Genomic DNA, 15,948 nt, shown 5'->3' on the forward strand with positions numbered 1-15,948 from the left:
CCCTGTCCGTCGGGGGGGGGGGGGGGCGGCCGGCGCGCCCCCCCCCGCCCCCGTCGCCCGCGACTTTCCGTTATCGCCGGCCACCGCCCGGATCTCCTGAACAGCGCGGCCCGACCGGCGGGCCGAGAGGAGAACGGGCGAGGATGAGCACCGGCAGCGAGCACGAGAAGTCGGCGTCCGCCGAGCAGGGGGCTCCCCCCGCGACCAAGCGCTGGGCGGGGCACCGCATCCTCTACGCCTGTTCGCTCGTCCTGGCGGTCGCTTCGATCGCTCTGCTCACCCTGCCCGCGCGCGGGTCGTCACCGCACGCGGACCATGCCGGCCCGCCCGGCACGGAGCACGGCGTGACGGCGACGGCGCCCGGTGCGGCATCCTCCGGGATGCCGGGAATGGCAGCGATGCCAGGGATGCCGGGGATGCCGGGAATGGCAGGGACGCCCGGCATGGCCGGCATGCCGGCCGACGCGACCGGAGAGGGCCTCGCCACCGAACGCGACGGCTACCGCTTCGACTCCACGACCGGCACCCTGCCCGCCGCCCAGGCCGTCTCCTACCCGTTCACCATCACCGGCCCGGACGGCCGCCCGGTCACCGACTTCGCCGAAGTCCAGACCAAGCAACTGCACTTCTACGCGATCCGCTCCGACCTCACCGGGTACCAGCACCTGCACCCCACGATGGCCGCCGACGGCACCTGGGCTGCCGGCCTCACCGCCCTCGAACCGGGCGACTGGCGCCTGTACGCCGCGTTCACACCGAACACCGGTCCCGGAAAGGGCCGGGAAACGGTCCTCAGCCGCACCGTGACCGTGCCCGGCCGGGCCGATGCCCAGCCGCTGCCCGCCCCGACCGGCACCACCACCGTCGACGGCTACACCGTCGCCGTCCAGGGGCAGCTCACGGCCGGGACGCCCGCCCCGCTCACCGTCACGATCAGCAAGGACGGCCTGCCGGTGACCGACCTCCAGCCGTACCTCGACAGCTACGCCCACCTCAGCATCGTCCACGAGGGCGACCGGGCGCTGGCCCACCTCCACCCTTTCACCCCCGTCCGGGGCGACCACGGCGGGCCGGCCCTGACCTTCTACGCGCTGCTCGGCGAAGCCGGGCACTGGCGGGCGTTCCTGCAGTTCCAGACCGACGGCAAGGTCCACACGGCGGCGCTCACCGTCGACGTGGCCTGACGGGCCGGGGCGTTCGGGGCCGGGTCACGTCCGGAAGAGCGCGACCTTGAGCGCCCCGACACCGGCCGCGTCGGCGAAGACGGCGTAGGCGTCCTGCATCTCGCTCAGCCCGAAGCGGTGCGTGACCAGTCCGCCGACGTCCAGCCTGCCGACGGCGAGCAGGTCGAGCAGCAACGGGGTGCTGTCGGTGTCGACCAGGCCGGTGGTGACGGTGACGTCCCGGATCCACAGGTCCTCCAGGTGGAGTACCGCGGGCCTGCCGTGGACGCCCACGTTGGCCACCCGGCCGCCGGGGCGCACCAGTCGGGTGCAGAGTTCGAAGGACTCGGGGACGCCGACCGCCTCGATCGCGACGTCGACCCCGAGGCCGTCCCGGCTGAGCGCCCGGACGGCCTCCGGGGTGGCGTCGGCCACGGTGAGCGTGGTGTCGGCGCCGAGGCGCGCGGCGGCGTCGAGGCGGCTCCGCGCGAGGTCGATCACGATGACGCGGGAGGGGCTGAAGAGCCGGGCGGTGAGGATCGCGGCGAGGCCGATCGGCCCGGCGCCGACGATCGCGACGGTGTCGCCCGGCCCGACCCGGCCGTTGCGGACGCCGACCTCGAAGGCGGTGGGCAGGATGTCGGCGAACAGCAGGGCGTCCTCGTCCCGGACGGCGTCGGGCAGCTGGTGCAGGGAGGTGTCCGCGAAGGGGGTGCGGACGTACTCGGCCTGGCAGCCGTCGACGAGGTGGCCGAGGATCCAGCCGCCACCTCCGGTGCACTGGCCGTAGCTCGCGGCGCGGCAGTAGGCGCAGCGGCCGCACGCGGAGATGCAGGAGACGAGGACGCGGTCGCCGGCCGCGACGGCGCGCACGCCCGGTCCGGTGTCGGTGACGGTGCCGACGGCCTCGTGGCCGAGGACGCGGCCGGCGGCGACCTCGGGGACATCCCCCTTGAGGATGTGCAGGTCGGTGCCGCAGATGGTGACCGCGTCCACCCGGACGACGGCGTCCTCGGGGTCGCGGACGACGGGGTCGGGGACGTCGCCCCAGGTGCGGCGGCCGGGTCCGTGGTAGATGAGCGCTTTCATGCCGCGGTCGCTCCTCTCGGCGGGCGGGCGGACGGCGGGGCCGGGGCGGTCCCGCTCACACCGCCGGTGCTCTCCAGCCTTGTCCGCGGCCGCGCCCGTCACCAGGGGCCCGGTGGGGTGCTCCCGGCGGGCCGTTCGGCCCCCTTCGCTCCCGGCTGCCGGGGGAGATCACGCCTAGTCTGGTCGCAGTGGGCCATCGGGGGCGAGCCAGGGAGGACGCCTTGGGCAGCGCGTCGGAGACCAGCACGTCGGAGCCGGGCGCCTCGGACACCAGCGCCTCGGACACCAGTACGTCGGAGCCGGGCGCCTCGGACACCAGCGCGTCGGACACCAGCGCCTCGGAGCCGGGCGCGCCCGTGCCGAAGCTTCGGCTGGACGAACTCCTGGACGAGCTCCAGGCCCGGCTGGACGCCGCCCGCGGCACCCGCGACCGGGTGCACAGCCTGCTGGAGGCGGTGCTGGCGGTCGGGCGGGACCTGGAACTGACCCAGGCCCTGCAGCACATCGTGGAGGCGGCGGTCACCCTGGTGGACGCCGAGTACGGCGCGCTCGGCGTGATCGGCGAGGACCAGCGGCTGTCGCAGTTCATCCCGGTCGGGGTCACCGACGACCGGGTCAAGCTGATCGGCGACCTGCCGTCCGGGCACGGCATCCTCGGCGAGCTGATCCGCCACCCCGAGCCGCTGCGGCTCAGCCGGCTCTCCGACCACGCGGCCTCCTACGGGTTCCCGGCCAACCATCCGCCGATGCGCAGCTTCCTGGGGGTGCCGATCCGGATCCGGGACAGGGTGTTCGGCAACCTCTACCTGACCGAGAAGCGCGGCGGCGGGGAGTTCGACGCCGAGGACGAGTCCGTCCTCGCCACCCTCGCCGTCGCCGCCGGGGTGGCCATCGACAACGCCCGGCTCTACGCCCGGGCCCGGCAGCGGCAGCGCTGGCTGGAGGCGAGTGCCGAGGTGACCAGCAGCCTGCTGTCGGGCAGCGCGGAGCAGGAGGTGCTGGACCTGCTGCTCGCCCGCGCCTCCGAGATCGCCGGCGCGGACCTCGCCGTCGTCGCCCTGCCGCTGCCGGACACCACGGAGCTGGAGGTGCGCATCGCCGTCGGGCTGGGCGAGGACGCGCACCGCGGCCTGGTGCTGCCGGTCGAGGGCTCGTTCATGGGCGCGGCCTTCCGCACCGGCGGGCTCGTGGTGAGCCCCGATGTCCAGAAGGACCCGAGGATCACCGCCGGGCCGCCGCGCTGGAAGGGCCTGGGCCCGGCGGTCGCGGTGCCCGTCGGCACGGCCGATCGCGGCATCCGCGGCGTGCTGCTGCTGGCCCGGGCCTCCGGCGCGCCGCTGTTCGAGGAGGACGAGTCCGGGCCGCTGCTCGGCTTCGCGGGGCAGGCCGCGGTGGCGATGGAACTCGCCGAGCGGCGCCGGGACTCGGAGCGGTTCGCGCTGCTGCAGGAGCGCGACCGGATCGCCCGCGACCTGCACGACCTCGCCATCCAGCGGCTCTTCGCGACCGGGATGACCCTGCAGGGCGCGACCCGCTTCATCGAGCACCCCGAGGCGACCGACCGGGTGCTGCGGGCCATCGACGACCTGGACGAGACCGCCAAGACCATCCGCGCCACCATCTTCGGCCTGCGCCTGCGCGAGCGGGGGCCGGCCGCGTCCGGCCTGCGGGCCCGCGTCGTCGAGGTCGTGGACCGCGCCGCCCGTTCCCTCGGCTTCGCCCCGACCCTGCGGATGACCGGGCTGCTCGACGTCACCGTGCCCGCCGAGGTCGCGGACGCGGCGGTGGCCGTCCTGGAGGAGGCCCTGTCCAACGCCGCCCGCCACGCCGGGGCCGCAACGGTGAAGGTCACCGTGGCCGCCGGTGACGAGCTGGCCGTGACGGTCACCGACGACGGGGTGGGCCTCCCCGGGGGCGGCCGCCGCAGCGGCCTCGCCAACCTCGCCGATCGGGCCACCGCCCTGGGCGGCGCCTTCACCGCCCGCACCCGCCCCGAGGGCGGCACGGAACTGCACTGGCGGGTCCCCCTGCCCGCCGACTGAGAAACCGACCGAGAAACCGGCTGAGAGACCGACGGTTCGCGACGGCGTTCCCACTCCGCCGCGGCGCTCGGATCAGCCGCGCACGACCCGGCCCCGACCTGACGGAGGGACTACCGGCCGGGCGACGGCCCGCCGGCCGCCTACCGACCGGGACGGTCCAGGACGTCGCCGGGGGCCAGGCGGGGTGTCGGGGCGCCTTCGGGGCCGTAGCCGAGACGGATCAGGATCTGGACGTAGCCGGGGCCCCGGTGTGGGTCCCGGGCCTCCCACCGCAGGTAGGGCCACTCCATGGCCTGGTGCAGCAGGGACGCCCGGACGCCGTGGACGGTCGCGGCGAGCAGCACGTGTTCCAGGGCGAGGCCGGCGCGCAGCCAGTCCTGCGGGGTGTCGTGCCCGGTGGCGAGGACGGCCAGGCGCGGCTCCGCCTCGAAGGATGCGGGGGCCCGGTGCTCGGCGGCGTGGAGCGCGGCGAAGTCGCGCATCGGCAGGTGCCCGGAGGAGTCCTGCGGGCCGAGCGCGTCGACCGGGATGCCGTACGGCGGGGTCCGGCCGGTGCGGATCCAGTTGCGGCTCTCGGTGCGCTGCGCCTCGTCGGTGGTGTTGCGGCGCTCGGCCTCGGCCGTGAGGTGCAGCAGCCGGGCGGTCTCCTGGTGGTCGGGCAGGTGGAGCAGGGCGTCCTCGGAGCGGGCGGCCGTGGCCAGTTCGTCGAGGACGGCCGGCGGGACCGGCTCGCCGGTGAACGGGGTGCGGATGGAGTGGCGGCGCCAGATCGCCGCGTACAGCTGCTCGGTGCCCGGGGCCGGCGCACCCGCCGGGGCGTCGAGCCGGACGGCGGCGAACAGGTCGGGTTCGGACGGGTCGGGCAGCAGGCGCACCTCGGGGGCCCAGCCGAGGTGACGGGCGGCGACGCGCAGGTTGAGGACGGCCGCGCCGACGGAGATGTGCAGCGCCCGGCCCTGCGGGTCGGCGGCCGGGACGGCGCGGCTGCGGTCGGCGCGGACCTCCACGGTCGAGGTGTCCGGCTGGAGCCGGAAGCGCCAGGGCTGGCTGTTGTGGATCGAGGGTGCCGCGACCGCCGCGGAGACGAGCTTCTCCAGCGCGGAGGCGTCGAGGGCGAGGGTGGGCATGGCCGCCTCCAGGGTGCGTGGTCCGCCGCGGTCAGCCGACGGCGGGCGGATCGCCGCCGCGCAGGGTGTCCAGCCGGGCGCGGTACTCGTCGGGGTCGATCTCGCCGCGGGCGAGGCGTTCGGCGAGCACCCGTTCCGGGGTGGGCCGCTGCGGCGGTGCCGCGGGCGGCGCGGGGGCTGCCGGGCCGTGCGGGGCCGTCCGGCCCAGGTACCGGACGAGGGCGATCCCGCCGAAGACCACGAGCGCCCAGAAGAGCAGCATGCTCACGGTCATCAGGCCGAGGCCCCAGCCGTTCATGCCGCCGTCGTTCCAGTACATCATCGCCGTCTCCTCGGCCGTGGCGGGAGTTCGCCCACCTCCACCGTGCGGCCGGCGGCCCGGGTACCGCTTGGGCCGTTCGGCACTACCTGCGGGCCCGCTCGGGCCCGGCCGCTTCCCACGGGTGCTCAGGACGGGCGGTGGTGCTGCTGGTCGGGGTCCGCGTGGGCGGCGAGGACCGCGGCCTGGAGGCGGCGTTCGACGCCCAGTTTGGCGAGCAGCCGGGAGACGTGGTTCTTCACCGTCTTCTCGGCGAGGTAGAGCTCCTGGCCGATCTGGCGATTCGTCTTGCCCTCCCCCACCAGGGCGAGGATCTCCCGTTCGCGCGGGGTGAGGCCGGCGAGCGCCGCGTCGGCGTCGCTCTCCTCGTGGTGGCGCAGGTTCTCCATGAGCCTGCGGGTGGTGGCCGGGTCGAGCATGGACTGGCCGGAGGCGACCGTACGGACCGCGCTGACCACGTCGGCGCCCTTGACCTCCTTGAGGACGTACCCGGCCGCGCCGGCCATGATCGCGTCGAGCAGGGCGTCGTCGTCGTCGAAGGACGTCAGCATCAGGCAGACCAGCCCGGGCTCCCGGTCGCGCAGCTCCCGGCAGACGTTCACGCCGTCGCCGTCCGGGAGCCGTACGTCGAGCACGGCGACGTCGGGGCGCAGCGCCGGCACCCGGGCGAGGGCCTGGGCGCACGTGCCCGCCTCACCGACGACCTCGATGTCCGGTTCGGCCTCCAGGAGGTCGCGCACGCCGCGCCGCACCACCTCGTGGTCGTCCAGCAGGAAGACGCGTACGGGCCGGGGCGTGTCCATGGCCTCCTCCTCCGTGGGCCGAACGGACGGTGACACCACCGATTCTGCTCGTCGACGCCGCCGGGCGCACCGCGCCGGACGTGCGGTGCGACGGCGGCCGGGCGCGTGCGGGGCCGCCGTCGCCCCGCCCGGTCGGGCCCGTCAGGCCGGCGCCGCGAGGCGCAGTTCGACGCCGACCACGCCGGGTACGGCGCGCACCAGGCGTTCCAGGAGCGGTGCGGACAGGGTGCCCGGCGGTGCGCCGGTCAGGGTGATCCGGCCGTTCTCGGAGCGGACGCCGGTGTCCACGGCGGCGCGCGGGCCGAGGGCGGCGGCCAGTTCGAAGCGGACCCGGTCGGCGAGTTCGCGGTCGTCCCCGGGGTAGACCTTCAGCAGGTCGCCGCGGCTGACGATGCCGACCAGGTAGTGCTGCCCGTCGACCACCGGGAGCCGTTTGAGGTGGCCGCGGGCCATCGCCCTGGCGGCCTCGTTGAGCGGGCTGCCGGGGTGCACGGTGACGGCCGGCACGGACATCATCCGCCCGGCCGTCAGGGCGTCGGCGCGCTCGCCGTCGCGGTCCCGGGCGACCAGCAGGTCGGCCTCGGAGACCACCCCGACCACCCGGCCGTCGCCGGTCAGCACGGGGACGGCGCTGATCCGCCAGCGCCGCAGGGTGTCGGCGATGTCGCGGAAGTCGGCGTCCCGGCCGACGGCCACCACGGCGTGGGTCATGACGTCGGCGACGGTGCTCGGTGTGCCGGTCATCGTGGCCTCCTTCGACGCGACGCGAAAGGCGCGGGTGTTCCGGGGCCCGCCCGGTGGCGTCCCCGGCCCGGGGCGGCGCGGCGGCGGCATCCGACGGCGGTCCCGCCTTCACTGTCCGTCGGCCGGGGAGCCTGCGGACAGGGCCGTACGGTCCCTGCTTCCCGGGCCGGTCCGGCCCGGGACGGCGCGACCTGTCGGCAGGGCGGCAGAACGGCAGGACGAGGCGGCCGTCCGGTGGACGGGCTGCCGGTCCGCCGGGCTGCCGGGCTGCCGGGCCGTGGTCTCACTCCCCCGGTGGGCCGGTCACGTCGAGCCTGCGGCGCCGGATCGCGTGCGAGGTGCCGATGCTCTCCCGCAGGCCCTGGTCTCGCGCGGCGGCGCGTTCGTACCAGCGGCCGTAGCGGTCCGAGAACGCCATCGCGGACACCCCGTGCAGGAGCACGCTGAGGCCGACGGTGACCGCGACCACCCGGCCGACCAGCACGACCCCGGGGACCTGCTGCTCCGCGACCAGCAGCCCGAGCACGATCGACGCGAGCCCGCGCGGGCCGAACCAGCCGATGTAGGCCACGGTGGGCAGCTTCAGCCCGGTGCCCACCAGGGAGAGGGCGACCGGGACCATGCGGACCACGGTGAGGCTGAGCACGGCGTAGCCGACGATGCCCCACCCGAGGTGTTCCAGGGCTGGGCCGAGCAGCACGGCGCCGAAGACCAGCAGGCTGAGCATGGCCAGCAGGTTGCCGAGGTCCTCGGCGAAGTCGGCGGTGTCGTCGCCGTCCGGTACCGGCACCGGCACCGGCACCGCGGACGACGGCGCCGCCGACACCGCCGACGCCGACGGGACGCTGCCCCTGCCCCTGCCGCTGCCGCTGCCGCTGCCGCTGCCGCGCATCGCGTACGCGAAGGCGAACCCGGCCACCCAGGCGGCGATGAAGCCGCTCCCACGGGTGACCGTGGCCAGGGCGTAGGCTGCCGCGGCGATCGCGAGGACGAGGATCTGCCGCCACTGCCGGGTGATCCAGCCGTGGTCGCGGGCGGACCGCAGCAACCGGCCGCCGGCCCCGCCGACGGCCAGGCCGAGGACGGTGCTGAGGAGCAGCGCCCGCCAGAACGTCCCGCCGACCCCTTCCTCGGCGTACGCCGTGCCCGGGATGGCCGCCAGGAACAGGACGAAGAACGGCAGCACCATGCCGTCGTTCAGCCCGCTCTCCACGTTGAGCCCCTGGCGCACCAGGCCGGGCACCCGCGGGTTGGCGATGGCGTCGGCGCCGAGCGCCGCGTCGGTCGGCGCCAGGACGGCGCCCACCAGGGCCGCTTCCCATCCGGTGAGCCCGGGGAGCAGCGGCCAGGCCAGCAGCCAGCCCGACGCGATGCTGAGCGCCAGACCGATCCCGAGCAGCCGGACGGGCAGGGCGGCGCCGGTGCGCAGCTGTTCCGGGCGCACCGCCATGGCGTCGGTGAACAGGACCAGGGTCAGCGCCGCCTCCAGCAGGGTGAGCAGCGGTCCGCGGTCGTGCTCGGCGCTGATCAGGTCGAGGCCGACGGGCCCCGTGGCGATGCCGGCTCCCACGAACACGATGGGCGCGGACAGGGGTGTGCTCGCCAGGCGTCGCGAGGCGAGCGCGTAGGCGGCGGTGACACCGGCGACCGCCACACCGGCCCACCCCGCGCCACTCACCGGCGCCGCGCCTCCCGCCGGCCCGTCCCGGGCACGGACGGCGGCTGCGGCGGCGGCTCGTTCATCGGGGCTCCCGGCACTCTCGCGCGGCCGTGGCGCCGCTGACCACCATTGCCCCGTAGGGCCCGACGAGCGGCACCCCGGGGTGATCCGTCCGGGGGACGGGTCCTGCGGGCCGCACGCACCCGGGCACCGCCCGGGAGCACCGCGCGGCCCGGCCCCGGGGGGATCCCGGGGCCGGGCCGATCGAAAATGGTCGGGCCCGGAACACTCCTCCGCTGCGCCCGTCAGGACTGCCTCGGGCCCGTCAGAACTGCCCCGGGCCTGTCAGGACTGCCTCGGGCCCGTCAGGTCTCCTTCCTGGTCGTCCCGACACACAGGGCCCAGATGACGAAGGCGTCGATGGCGATCAGGACGATCGCCCAGAACGGGTAGTAGGGCAGCCACAGGAAGTTGGCGATCATGCCCAGCCCGGCGACGACGACACCGACGGCACGGGCCCAGACGGCGCCGGTGAACAGCGCCACGCCCGCCAGGACGATGACGATCCCGAGGATCAGATGGATCCAGCCCCATCCCGTGGTGTTCATCGAATACACGTAGTGCCGGGTGACGACGATCAGGTCGTCCTTGGTGATGCCGGCGATCCCTTGGAAGATCGCCATGATGCCGCCGGCGATCAGCATGATCCCGGCGAAGACGGTCCACCCGGTCGCCATGGGGCGTCGCTCGGGGGCGTGGGGGGTGCGGCCCGCCTCGGTGGCACTGCTGGTCATGACATCGACTCCTTCGAGAGCAGCCGCCTCACCGGGAACGGGGACGCGGGCGCGGAGAAGTTGGCCGGAGGGCCTGCGGGGAGACGGCACGGCCTCGGATCGGAAGCCCTACGACCACCGTAGGGCCGAACCTCAGCCCCGGCCTGGGCCGCACGGACCACGGCGTTGGTCCCTCCGGCCTCGTCCGGCGCTCCTCTCCCGCACGACAGGGCGTCTGCGGGGGCCCGGCCCTTACCGGGGCGATGCGTGACGCGTGGTCCCGACGCCCTCCGGCCCTTCAGGTGTGGGCCGGATGGCCCATGGCGAACCGGCCCCGCCCTGGGAACGTCGGAGGGGGATCGTCCTCACCGCATCCGGCCAAGGAGGCGAGACCAATGCGCGGCACCCATCACCACGTGTCACGTCCCAGCGTTGCCATCGGATCCGACGAGTTCGGACGACTCGGATGGCTCGTGCTCGGCTCCTCGGCGCTCCTCGCCGGCGCGGTCGCGCACGCACTGTCGGGCGTCATCTCGATCGCCAGGGGCACGACGTCTCCCGCTTCCGCGTCGGACCGGCCGGCGCGCCCTGCCGCCCTGACCCTCGACGAGAAGGAAGGGTGGTTCCTCATCGGTGCCCTGTTCCTGGTGACCGGCGCGATGGTGCACAGCTTCGCCCACGTCATCCGGAGCGTGCGGGCGGTCGTGCACCCCACCGCGCACCCGCAGGTACGGGCGTGACGACCGCGACGGCACCACCGGCGTAACGGCCCGGGCACCACCCGAACGAGGGGACGGCCGCGGCGGTCACTCCCCCTCGGCGGCGGCCGGTCGCCGCAGCCGCCGCAGGTAGGGGTCGAAGGAGGGGCGGCGTTCGAGCCGCACCCGGGCGTCCACGCACACGGCGCCGTCCCGGCGGGCGATGACGGGGTTGAGGTCGGTCTCGACCAACTCCGGGAAGTCCTCGGCGAGCCGGGACAACCGGGCGAGGACGGAGCGGACTGCCGCGAGGTCCACGGGCGGCGCCCCGCCGGTGCCCGACAGCAGTGGTGCGCCGCGGAGTTCGGTGACCATGGTGGTCAGGTCGCGTTCGCAGAGCGGGGCGAGCCGGGCAGCCCGGTCGGCCAGCACCTCGGCGGCGGTGCCGCCCATGCCGAGGACGACCAGCGGGCCGAAGACCTGGTCCTGGACCACGCCCGCGAGCAGTTCGACGCCCGGCGCGGCCATCGGCTGGACCACCGCGCCGGCCAGCTCGGCGCCGAACCGCTCCGCGAACTCCCGGTAGGCGCAGCGCACTTCGTCGTCCGTGGCGAGGCCGGTGCGGACCGCGCCGAGCGCACTCTTGTGGACCTGATCCGGCCAGTACGCCTTCAGGGCCGTCCGCCCGTCGTGTCCGTGCCGGCGCAGCTCCGTCGCCGCGGCGACGGCCGCGTGCTCGTCGCGGGCCCACACCGAGGTGACCAGCGGCAGCCCGTAGGCGTCCAGCAGGTCGGCGGTGGTCAGCGGGTCGAGCCAGCCGCCGCCGGGGTGGGCGGTGAGGAAGCCGTCGACCAGGCTGCGGGCGGTGGGCCGGTCGCAGCCGGGGACGTCGACCGGCACGGGCTGCGGTTCGGCGAGCCGGCGGGCGCGGTCGCGCGCGTGGGCGAGGGCCCGGGCGGCCGCGACGGAGTCCGAGTAGGCGGGCAGCAGCCCGCCGTCGGCGCAGGTGCGGTGCCGCACGGGCACCTGCTGGTCGAGCAGGACGGCGGCGATCGGGACGGCGCGGCGGGCCGGGCCCTCCAGCAGGGCGCGTGCCGGGTCCTGGTCGGGAACCGCTCCGAGGGCCGTCGGCACCAGGCACACCAGGATCGCGTCGACGGCCTCGACACGCTCCAGCTCCCTCAGGAAGAGGGCGAGTTCGACCGGCCCTACCGCGGCCGTGGTGTCCACCGGGTTGCGGACGGAGGCGCCGGGCGGGAGGAACGTCGCGAGGCCTGCCGGGAGTTCCGGCAGCTCCAGTCCGGCCTCCGCGCAGGCGTCCGCGGCCAGGATGCCGATGCCGCCCGCGTTGGACACCACGGCGACCGCGCCGCGCGGAGCGGGCAGTGGCTGGGCGTGCAACAGGGCGGCTGCCTCGACCAGTTCGTCGATGCTGCGGACGGCGGTGATGCCCGCCTGGCGGAACAGCGCCTCGCGGGTGACGGTGGGGGTGGCGGCGGCCGCGGTGTGCGAGGCCGCACCCCGGCGCCCTGCGGTCGAGCGGCCGGCGTCGACGGTGAGCACCGGGACGGTACGGGTGACCCGCCGGGCGGTGCGGCCGAAGGCGCGCGGGCTGCCGAAGGACTCCAGGTGGAGCAGCGCGAGGTCGGTCCGGCCGTCCGACTCCCACCACTGGAGCAGGTCGTTGCCGCTGACGTCGTACTTGTCGCCGAGCGAGACGAAGCTCGACACCCCGATGCCCAGCCAGGCCAGCCGCTGCAGCAGTGCGATGCCCACGCCGCCGCTCTGCACGGCCACCCCGGCCGTGCCCGGCCTGGGGAAGGCGCCGCCGAACTCGGCGTCCAGCCGGACGGCGGGGTCGGTCTGCGCCAGGCCGAGGCTGTTGGGCCCGACCAGGCGCATGCTGTGCCGGCGGCAGGCCCGCATCAGGCGGCGGGCCTCCTGCGGGCCGAGGCCGGAGGTGAGCACCGCCAGGGCCCGCACACCGGCCGCGCCGCACTCCTCGGCCACCCCGGGGACGACGTCGGCGGGCACCGCCAGGACGACGAGGTCCGGCACGGCGGGCAGCGCGGCGACGTCCGGGTAGGCGAGCCTGCCGTCGATCTCGGCGGCGTGCGGGTTGACCGCCCACAGCGCTCCCGTGAAACCGCCCTTCCGGATCTTCGCCAGGACGCTCCGCCCGACCGAGCCCTCCCGGCGGGACGCCCCGACGACGGCGACCGAGGCCGGGCGCAGCAGCGCCGCGAGGCTCGCCACGTCGGCCCGGCGGCCCCGTTCGTCCACCGCCGCGCGGTAGCGCTCGTCGCCCTCGTCCAGCGGCACCCTGAGCCTGACCTCGCCCTGCGCGTACCGGCGCTCGACGGGCAGCCCGAGGTCGGCGAAGACCCGGTGGACGGCCCGGTTGCCGGACAGCGTGTCGGCCTCGAAGAAGCGGACGCCGGCCGCGCGGGCGGCGTGCACCAGGTGTTCCAGCAGCAGGGTGGCGACGCCCCGGTGGTGCCAGCGGTCGGCCACCGCCAGCGCGAGCTCCGCCGTCCGCGGCGGGTCGTCCAGCAGTTCGCAGTCGGCCTCGCCGATCAGCTCCTCCCCCGCCCAGGCACCGAACGCCAGCAGGCCGGCGCGCGGCGCCCCGCACAGCCGGGCGGCGGCCTGCGCGGGCGCGTTGCGGCTGACCCCGAAGAAGCGCATCCGGCGGCTCTCCTCGGACATCCCGGCGGCGTGCAGGTCGAGGACCGCCCGCCGGTCGTCCGGGGCGAACGGCCGGATCCCGACGGTGGTGCCGTCGGCCAGCAGGGCCTCGGCGGTGGTCGGCGGTGGGACGGCGGACATGACGTACCTCCTGGGCTTCACCACTCGCAGGGCATGCACCACCGGCGGGGCGGTCACCGCCTGCCGGGCGTCACCGACAGCGGGGCGATCACCGACAGCCGGGGCGTTCACCGCCGCCCGGACCAGCCCGGCTCCACCTGCTCCCAGGCGGCCTCCCAGCTCCGCTCGGCCCGCCGGTCCAGCCGGCGGCGGCACAGCACGAACCAGCCCTCCGTGACGAACCCGAGCGCGGCGACCGTGCCCAGGCCCGTCAGGACGGCGTCCGAGACGATCAGTCCGGTCGGCCGGGGGGCACCGACCGGCCGGCCGGCGTCGCTCAGCCCGACCGGGACGGCCGTCCCGACGGACGTGCCGTCCGGCACGGGGACGAAGCCGGAACCGGGGCCGACCGGGTACGTCCACCGGGCCGGCGCGTGCTCCCGCACACGGCCCGCCCCGGGGTCGACCAGCTGCGCCGGGCCCGTGGTGACGGCCGTGACGACGTGCCGGTGCCGGGCCAGCTGCGTCGCGTCACGCGTCTGCGCCCCGTACACGAGCACCGCTGCGACCACCGCCAGGACGGAGGCGACGAGGAGCATCAGCGCCACCCCGGTGATCAGGCCGCTGTACACCCGGTCGAGCGGGCGGCAGAGCGGGTTGTGATCACGGCCGACGGCCCGGCGGACGTGCCCACGCAGGGAGGTGTGGAAGACGGGGTGACTGGGCGGGGTGGCTGCGACGGACATCACGCGCCTCCTCCGTGCCACGGGGCTTCTGCTCTCAGGATCAGTCTGCCGGGCCGCTGCCCGATCCCCGAGGGCCGGACGGCCCCGGTCCCGGGTCCCGAGGGCCCACCCGGGCCGCCGGGCCGTGGCGGCGCGAACGGTGGCGACGCCGGCGGCGACGCGGGCGGTGGCGGCACGGGCGGTGGCGGCACGGGCGGTGGGATGGGGCCGCCGGTCTCCGCTGACCGGGCCGGTCGGCCCTCGCGGCGGGCCGGGACCGGTGCCTAGCGTGGGAGCAGGCCCGCAGCGCCGAACCCGAGGAGGACCGCCATGACCCCCGCGAACTCCGACAGCCCCGGCCGCTCCGTCGTCCTCGGTGTCGACGCCCACGACACCGGCCCGATGGCCGCCGCCTGGGCCGCCGACGAGGCCGACCGCCGGGGCCTGTCGCTGCGCCTGGTGCACGCCGTCCCGACCCTGTACCGCGAGTTCCGGCCCTTCGACGAGGACCGCTACCACAAGGCCCTGCGCGAGCAGGCCGGACAGGCCCTCGACCGGGCCGCCGACGTGGCCTGGGGCCGGCACCCGGGGCTGGCCCTGACGACCGACGTCCCCGAGGAGGTCCCGGCGCCGGCGCTGTGCCGCGAATCCCGTCACGCCGCGCTCGTCGTCCTCGGCTCCCGCCGACTGAGCCGGGCCGCGGAGGCGCTGAGCACCTACTCGGTGGCCGTCCCGGTGAGCGCCCAGGCGCACTGCCCGGTGGTCGTGGTCCGCAACCCCGAGCACACCACCCAGGACCCGCCGTACGTCGTCCTCGGCGTGGACGGCAGCCCGTCGTCCGAACCCGCTGTCGACTTCGCCTTCGACTTCGCGGCCGAGCGCGGGGCCGTCCTGCGCGTCCTCTGGGTCTGGCAGCGCCCGCCGGTCGGCAACCTCGACGACGACGCGACCGACCGGATCCTGCGCCGACTGCTCTTCGATTCCACCGTCGGCCGCCACGACCGCCACCCCGACGTCACCGTGACCCACGAACTGGTCCGCGGCCACCCGGTCGAGGAGCTCGCCCGGGCCTCCGAGCACGCGCTCGCCGTGGTCGTGGGCCGCCGGGGCGGCGGGGGCTTCACCGGCATGCGGCTCGGCTCCGTCCCGCACGGCCTGCTGCACCGCGCGCGCTGCCCGGTCGTGACGGCCCCGGCCACCCACCCGTAGGGCGACGGACCTTCCGCCGACCGGAACAGGCCGAACGGCCCATCTCCGCAGGACAGTTCCGGAGCGAGGCTGGAAGCGAGGAAAGGTGGAGACCATGCATACCGTGATCGTGTACGAGAGCATGTACGGCAACACCCGGGAGATCGCCGAGGCGATCGCCGAGGGCGTCCACGAGGCCGACCCCGGAGCGGCCGTCGACTGCCTCCCGGTGGCCGAGGTCAGCGAGGACGTCACCCGTTCCGCGGACCTGCTGGTGGTCGGCGGACCGACGCACATGCACGGCATGTCCTCCGGGCTGAGCCGCCGGATGGCCGCCAGTGCCGAGGGTCACAAGGAGGGCCACGAGAAGGCCGCCGAAGAGGCCCGCGCGACGGCCGAGGGCCCGGGCCTGCGGGCCTGGTTCCACGACCTCCCGAAGACCGAACCCGGCACCCACGCCGCCGCGTTCGACACCCGGGTCGACATGGCCAGGTCCGGCGGCGCCGCCAACGGCATCGCCCACCGGCTCTCCCACCACCACTACGACATGGTCGCCGAACCCGAGGGATTCATCGTGGAGGACAACGACGGGCCGCTGCGCGCCGGCGAACTCGACCGTGCCCGCGCCTGGGGCGCGAAGCTGGTCTGACCCCTGACCCCTGACCCCTGACCCCTGACCCCTGACCCCTGGCCGCGGCCCGGCTCCTGCTCCCGACCCTGAACTCATAGCCGAAGCACCACTACTGACGGATACTCAGTAAGTGCTCTGACACAAGTCGGCGCGCACGCCGCCCCGCGCGATCGCGGGC

At 75.7% G+C, this 15,948-nt stretch carries 14 protein-coding genes; 5 read left to right on the forward strand and 9 right to left on the reverse strand.

Features of this window, described 5'->3' with window-relative positions:
* The first annotated feature begins 143 nt into the window (after nt 1-143).
* Complete coding sequence (locus tag AB0D10_RS15630) at nt 144-1,184, forward strand: hypothetical protein (protein WP_360256040.1); 1,041 nt, start codon at nt 144-146, stop codon at nt 1,182-1,184.
* 24 nt (nt 1,185-1,208) lie between these two features.
* Here AB0D10_RS15630 and AB0D10_RS15635 read toward each other — a convergent pair whose 3' ends face one another.
* A complete protein-coding gene (locus tag AB0D10_RS15635; RefSeq protein ID WP_360256042.1) occupies nt 1,209-2,252 on the reverse strand; it encodes an alcohol dehydrogenase catalytic domain-containing protein in 1,044 nt (347 codons plus the stop codon).
* A gap of 356 nt (nt 2,253-2,608) precedes the next feature.
* On the opposite strand from AB0D10_RS15635, the gene AB0D10_RS15640 reads away from it, so the two are divergent.
* Nucleotides 2,609-4,294: a GAF domain-containing protein gene (locus AB0D10_RS15640; protein WP_360256399.1), complete on the forward strand. Its 1,686-nt coding sequence runs from the start codon at nt 2,609-2,611 to the stop codon at nt 4,292-4,294.
* Between the two features lie 140 nt (nt 4,295-4,434).
* Here AB0D10_RS15640 and AB0D10_RS15645 read toward each other — a convergent pair whose 3' ends face one another.
* The 6 genes from AB0D10_RS15645 to AB0D10_RS15670 all read right to left on the reverse strand — a co-directional run bounded on the left by AB0D10_RS15645 (nt 4,435) and on the right by AB0D10_RS15670 (nt 9,684).
* Entirely contained in the window at nt 4,435-5,421 is a 987-nt protein-coding gene (locus AB0D10_RS15645; RefSeq protein ID WP_360256045.1) for a hypothetical protein, read from the reverse strand.
* A 31-nt stretch (nt 5,422-5,452) separates the two neighbouring features.
* Nucleotides 5,453-5,743 (reverse strand): SHOCT domain-containing protein, encoded by a 291-nt coding sequence (locus AB0D10_RS15650; protein WP_360256047.1) that lies wholly within the window; start codon nt 5,741-5,743, stop codon nt 5,453-5,455.
* Nucleotides 5,744-5,868: 125 nt separating this feature from the next.
* The gene (locus AB0D10_RS15655; RefSeq protein WP_360256050.1) at nt 5,869-6,543 is read right to left on the reverse strand and encodes a response regulator transcription factor; all 675 of its coding nucleotides are present in this window, start codon (nt 6,541-6,543) and stop codon (nt 5,869-5,871) included.
* Between the two features lie 141 nt (nt 6,544-6,684).
* A complete protein-coding gene (locus tag AB0D10_RS15660) occupies nt 6,685-7,287 on the reverse strand; it encodes a CBS domain-containing protein (protein ID WP_360256053.1) in 603 nt (200 codons plus the stop codon).
* Between the two features lie 283 nt (nt 7,288-7,570).
* Nucleotides 7,571-8,941 (reverse strand): cation:proton antiporter, encoded by a 1,371-nt coding sequence (locus AB0D10_RS15665; protein ID WP_360256055.1) that lies wholly within the window; start codon nt 8,939-8,941, stop codon nt 7,571-7,573.
* Nucleotides 8,942-9,312: 371 nt separating this feature from the next.
* Nucleotides 9,313-9,684: a hypothetical protein gene (locus AB0D10_RS15670; RefSeq protein ID WP_360256401.1), complete on the reverse strand. Its 372-nt coding sequence runs from the start codon at nt 9,682-9,684 to the stop codon at nt 9,313-9,315.
* 431 nt (nt 9,685-10,115) lie between these two features.
* Between AB0D10_RS15670 and AB0D10_RS15675 the strand changes: the two genes are divergently transcribed.
* On the forward strand, nt 10,116-10,460 hold the full coding sequence (locus tag AB0D10_RS15675) for a hypothetical protein (RefSeq protein ID WP_360256058.1): 345 nt from the start codon (nt 10,116-10,118) through the stop codon (nt 10,458-10,460).
* Between the two features lie 66 nt (nt 10,461-10,526).
* On the opposite strand, the gene AB0D10_RS15680 is transcribed toward AB0D10_RS15675, so the two are convergent.
* Nucleotides 10,527-13,247 carry a GNAT family N-acetyltransferase gene (locus tag AB0D10_RS15680; RefSeq protein WP_360256060.1) on the reverse strand — a complete coding sequence of 907 codons (2,721 nt, stop codon included), beginning with the start codon at nt 13,245-13,247 and terminating at the stop codon, nt 10,527-10,529.
* Nucleotides 13,248-13,354: 107 nt separating this feature from the next.
* On the reverse strand, nt 13,355-13,972 hold the full coding sequence (locus AB0D10_RS15685) for a hypothetical protein (protein WP_360256062.1): 618 nt from the start codon (nt 13,970-13,972) through the stop codon (nt 13,355-13,357).
* 309 nt (nt 13,973-14,281) lie between these two features.
* Here AB0D10_RS15685 and AB0D10_RS15690 point away from each other — a divergent pair, with 309 nt between their 5' ends.
* Together AB0D10_RS15690 and AB0D10_RS15695 are read left to right on the forward strand one after the other, a co-directional pair.
* Nucleotides 14,282-15,160: a universal stress protein gene (locus tag AB0D10_RS15690; RefSeq protein WP_360256064.1), complete on the forward strand. Its 879-nt coding sequence runs from the start codon at nt 14,282-14,284 to the stop codon at nt 15,158-15,160.
* 94 nt (nt 15,161-15,254) lie between these two features.
* Nucleotides 15,255-15,788 (forward strand): flavodoxin domain-containing protein, encoded by a 534-nt coding sequence (locus AB0D10_RS15695; protein ID WP_360256067.1) that lies wholly within the window; start codon nt 15,255-15,257, stop codon nt 15,786-15,788.
* The last annotated feature ends 160 nt before the right edge of the window (nt 15,789-15,948 follow it).

The sequence above is a fragment of the Kitasatospora sp. NPDC048545 genome, assembly GCF_040651155.1.
Taxonomy (GTDB): Bacteria; Actinomycetota; Actinomycetes; order Streptomycetales; family Streptomycetaceae; genus Kitasatospora.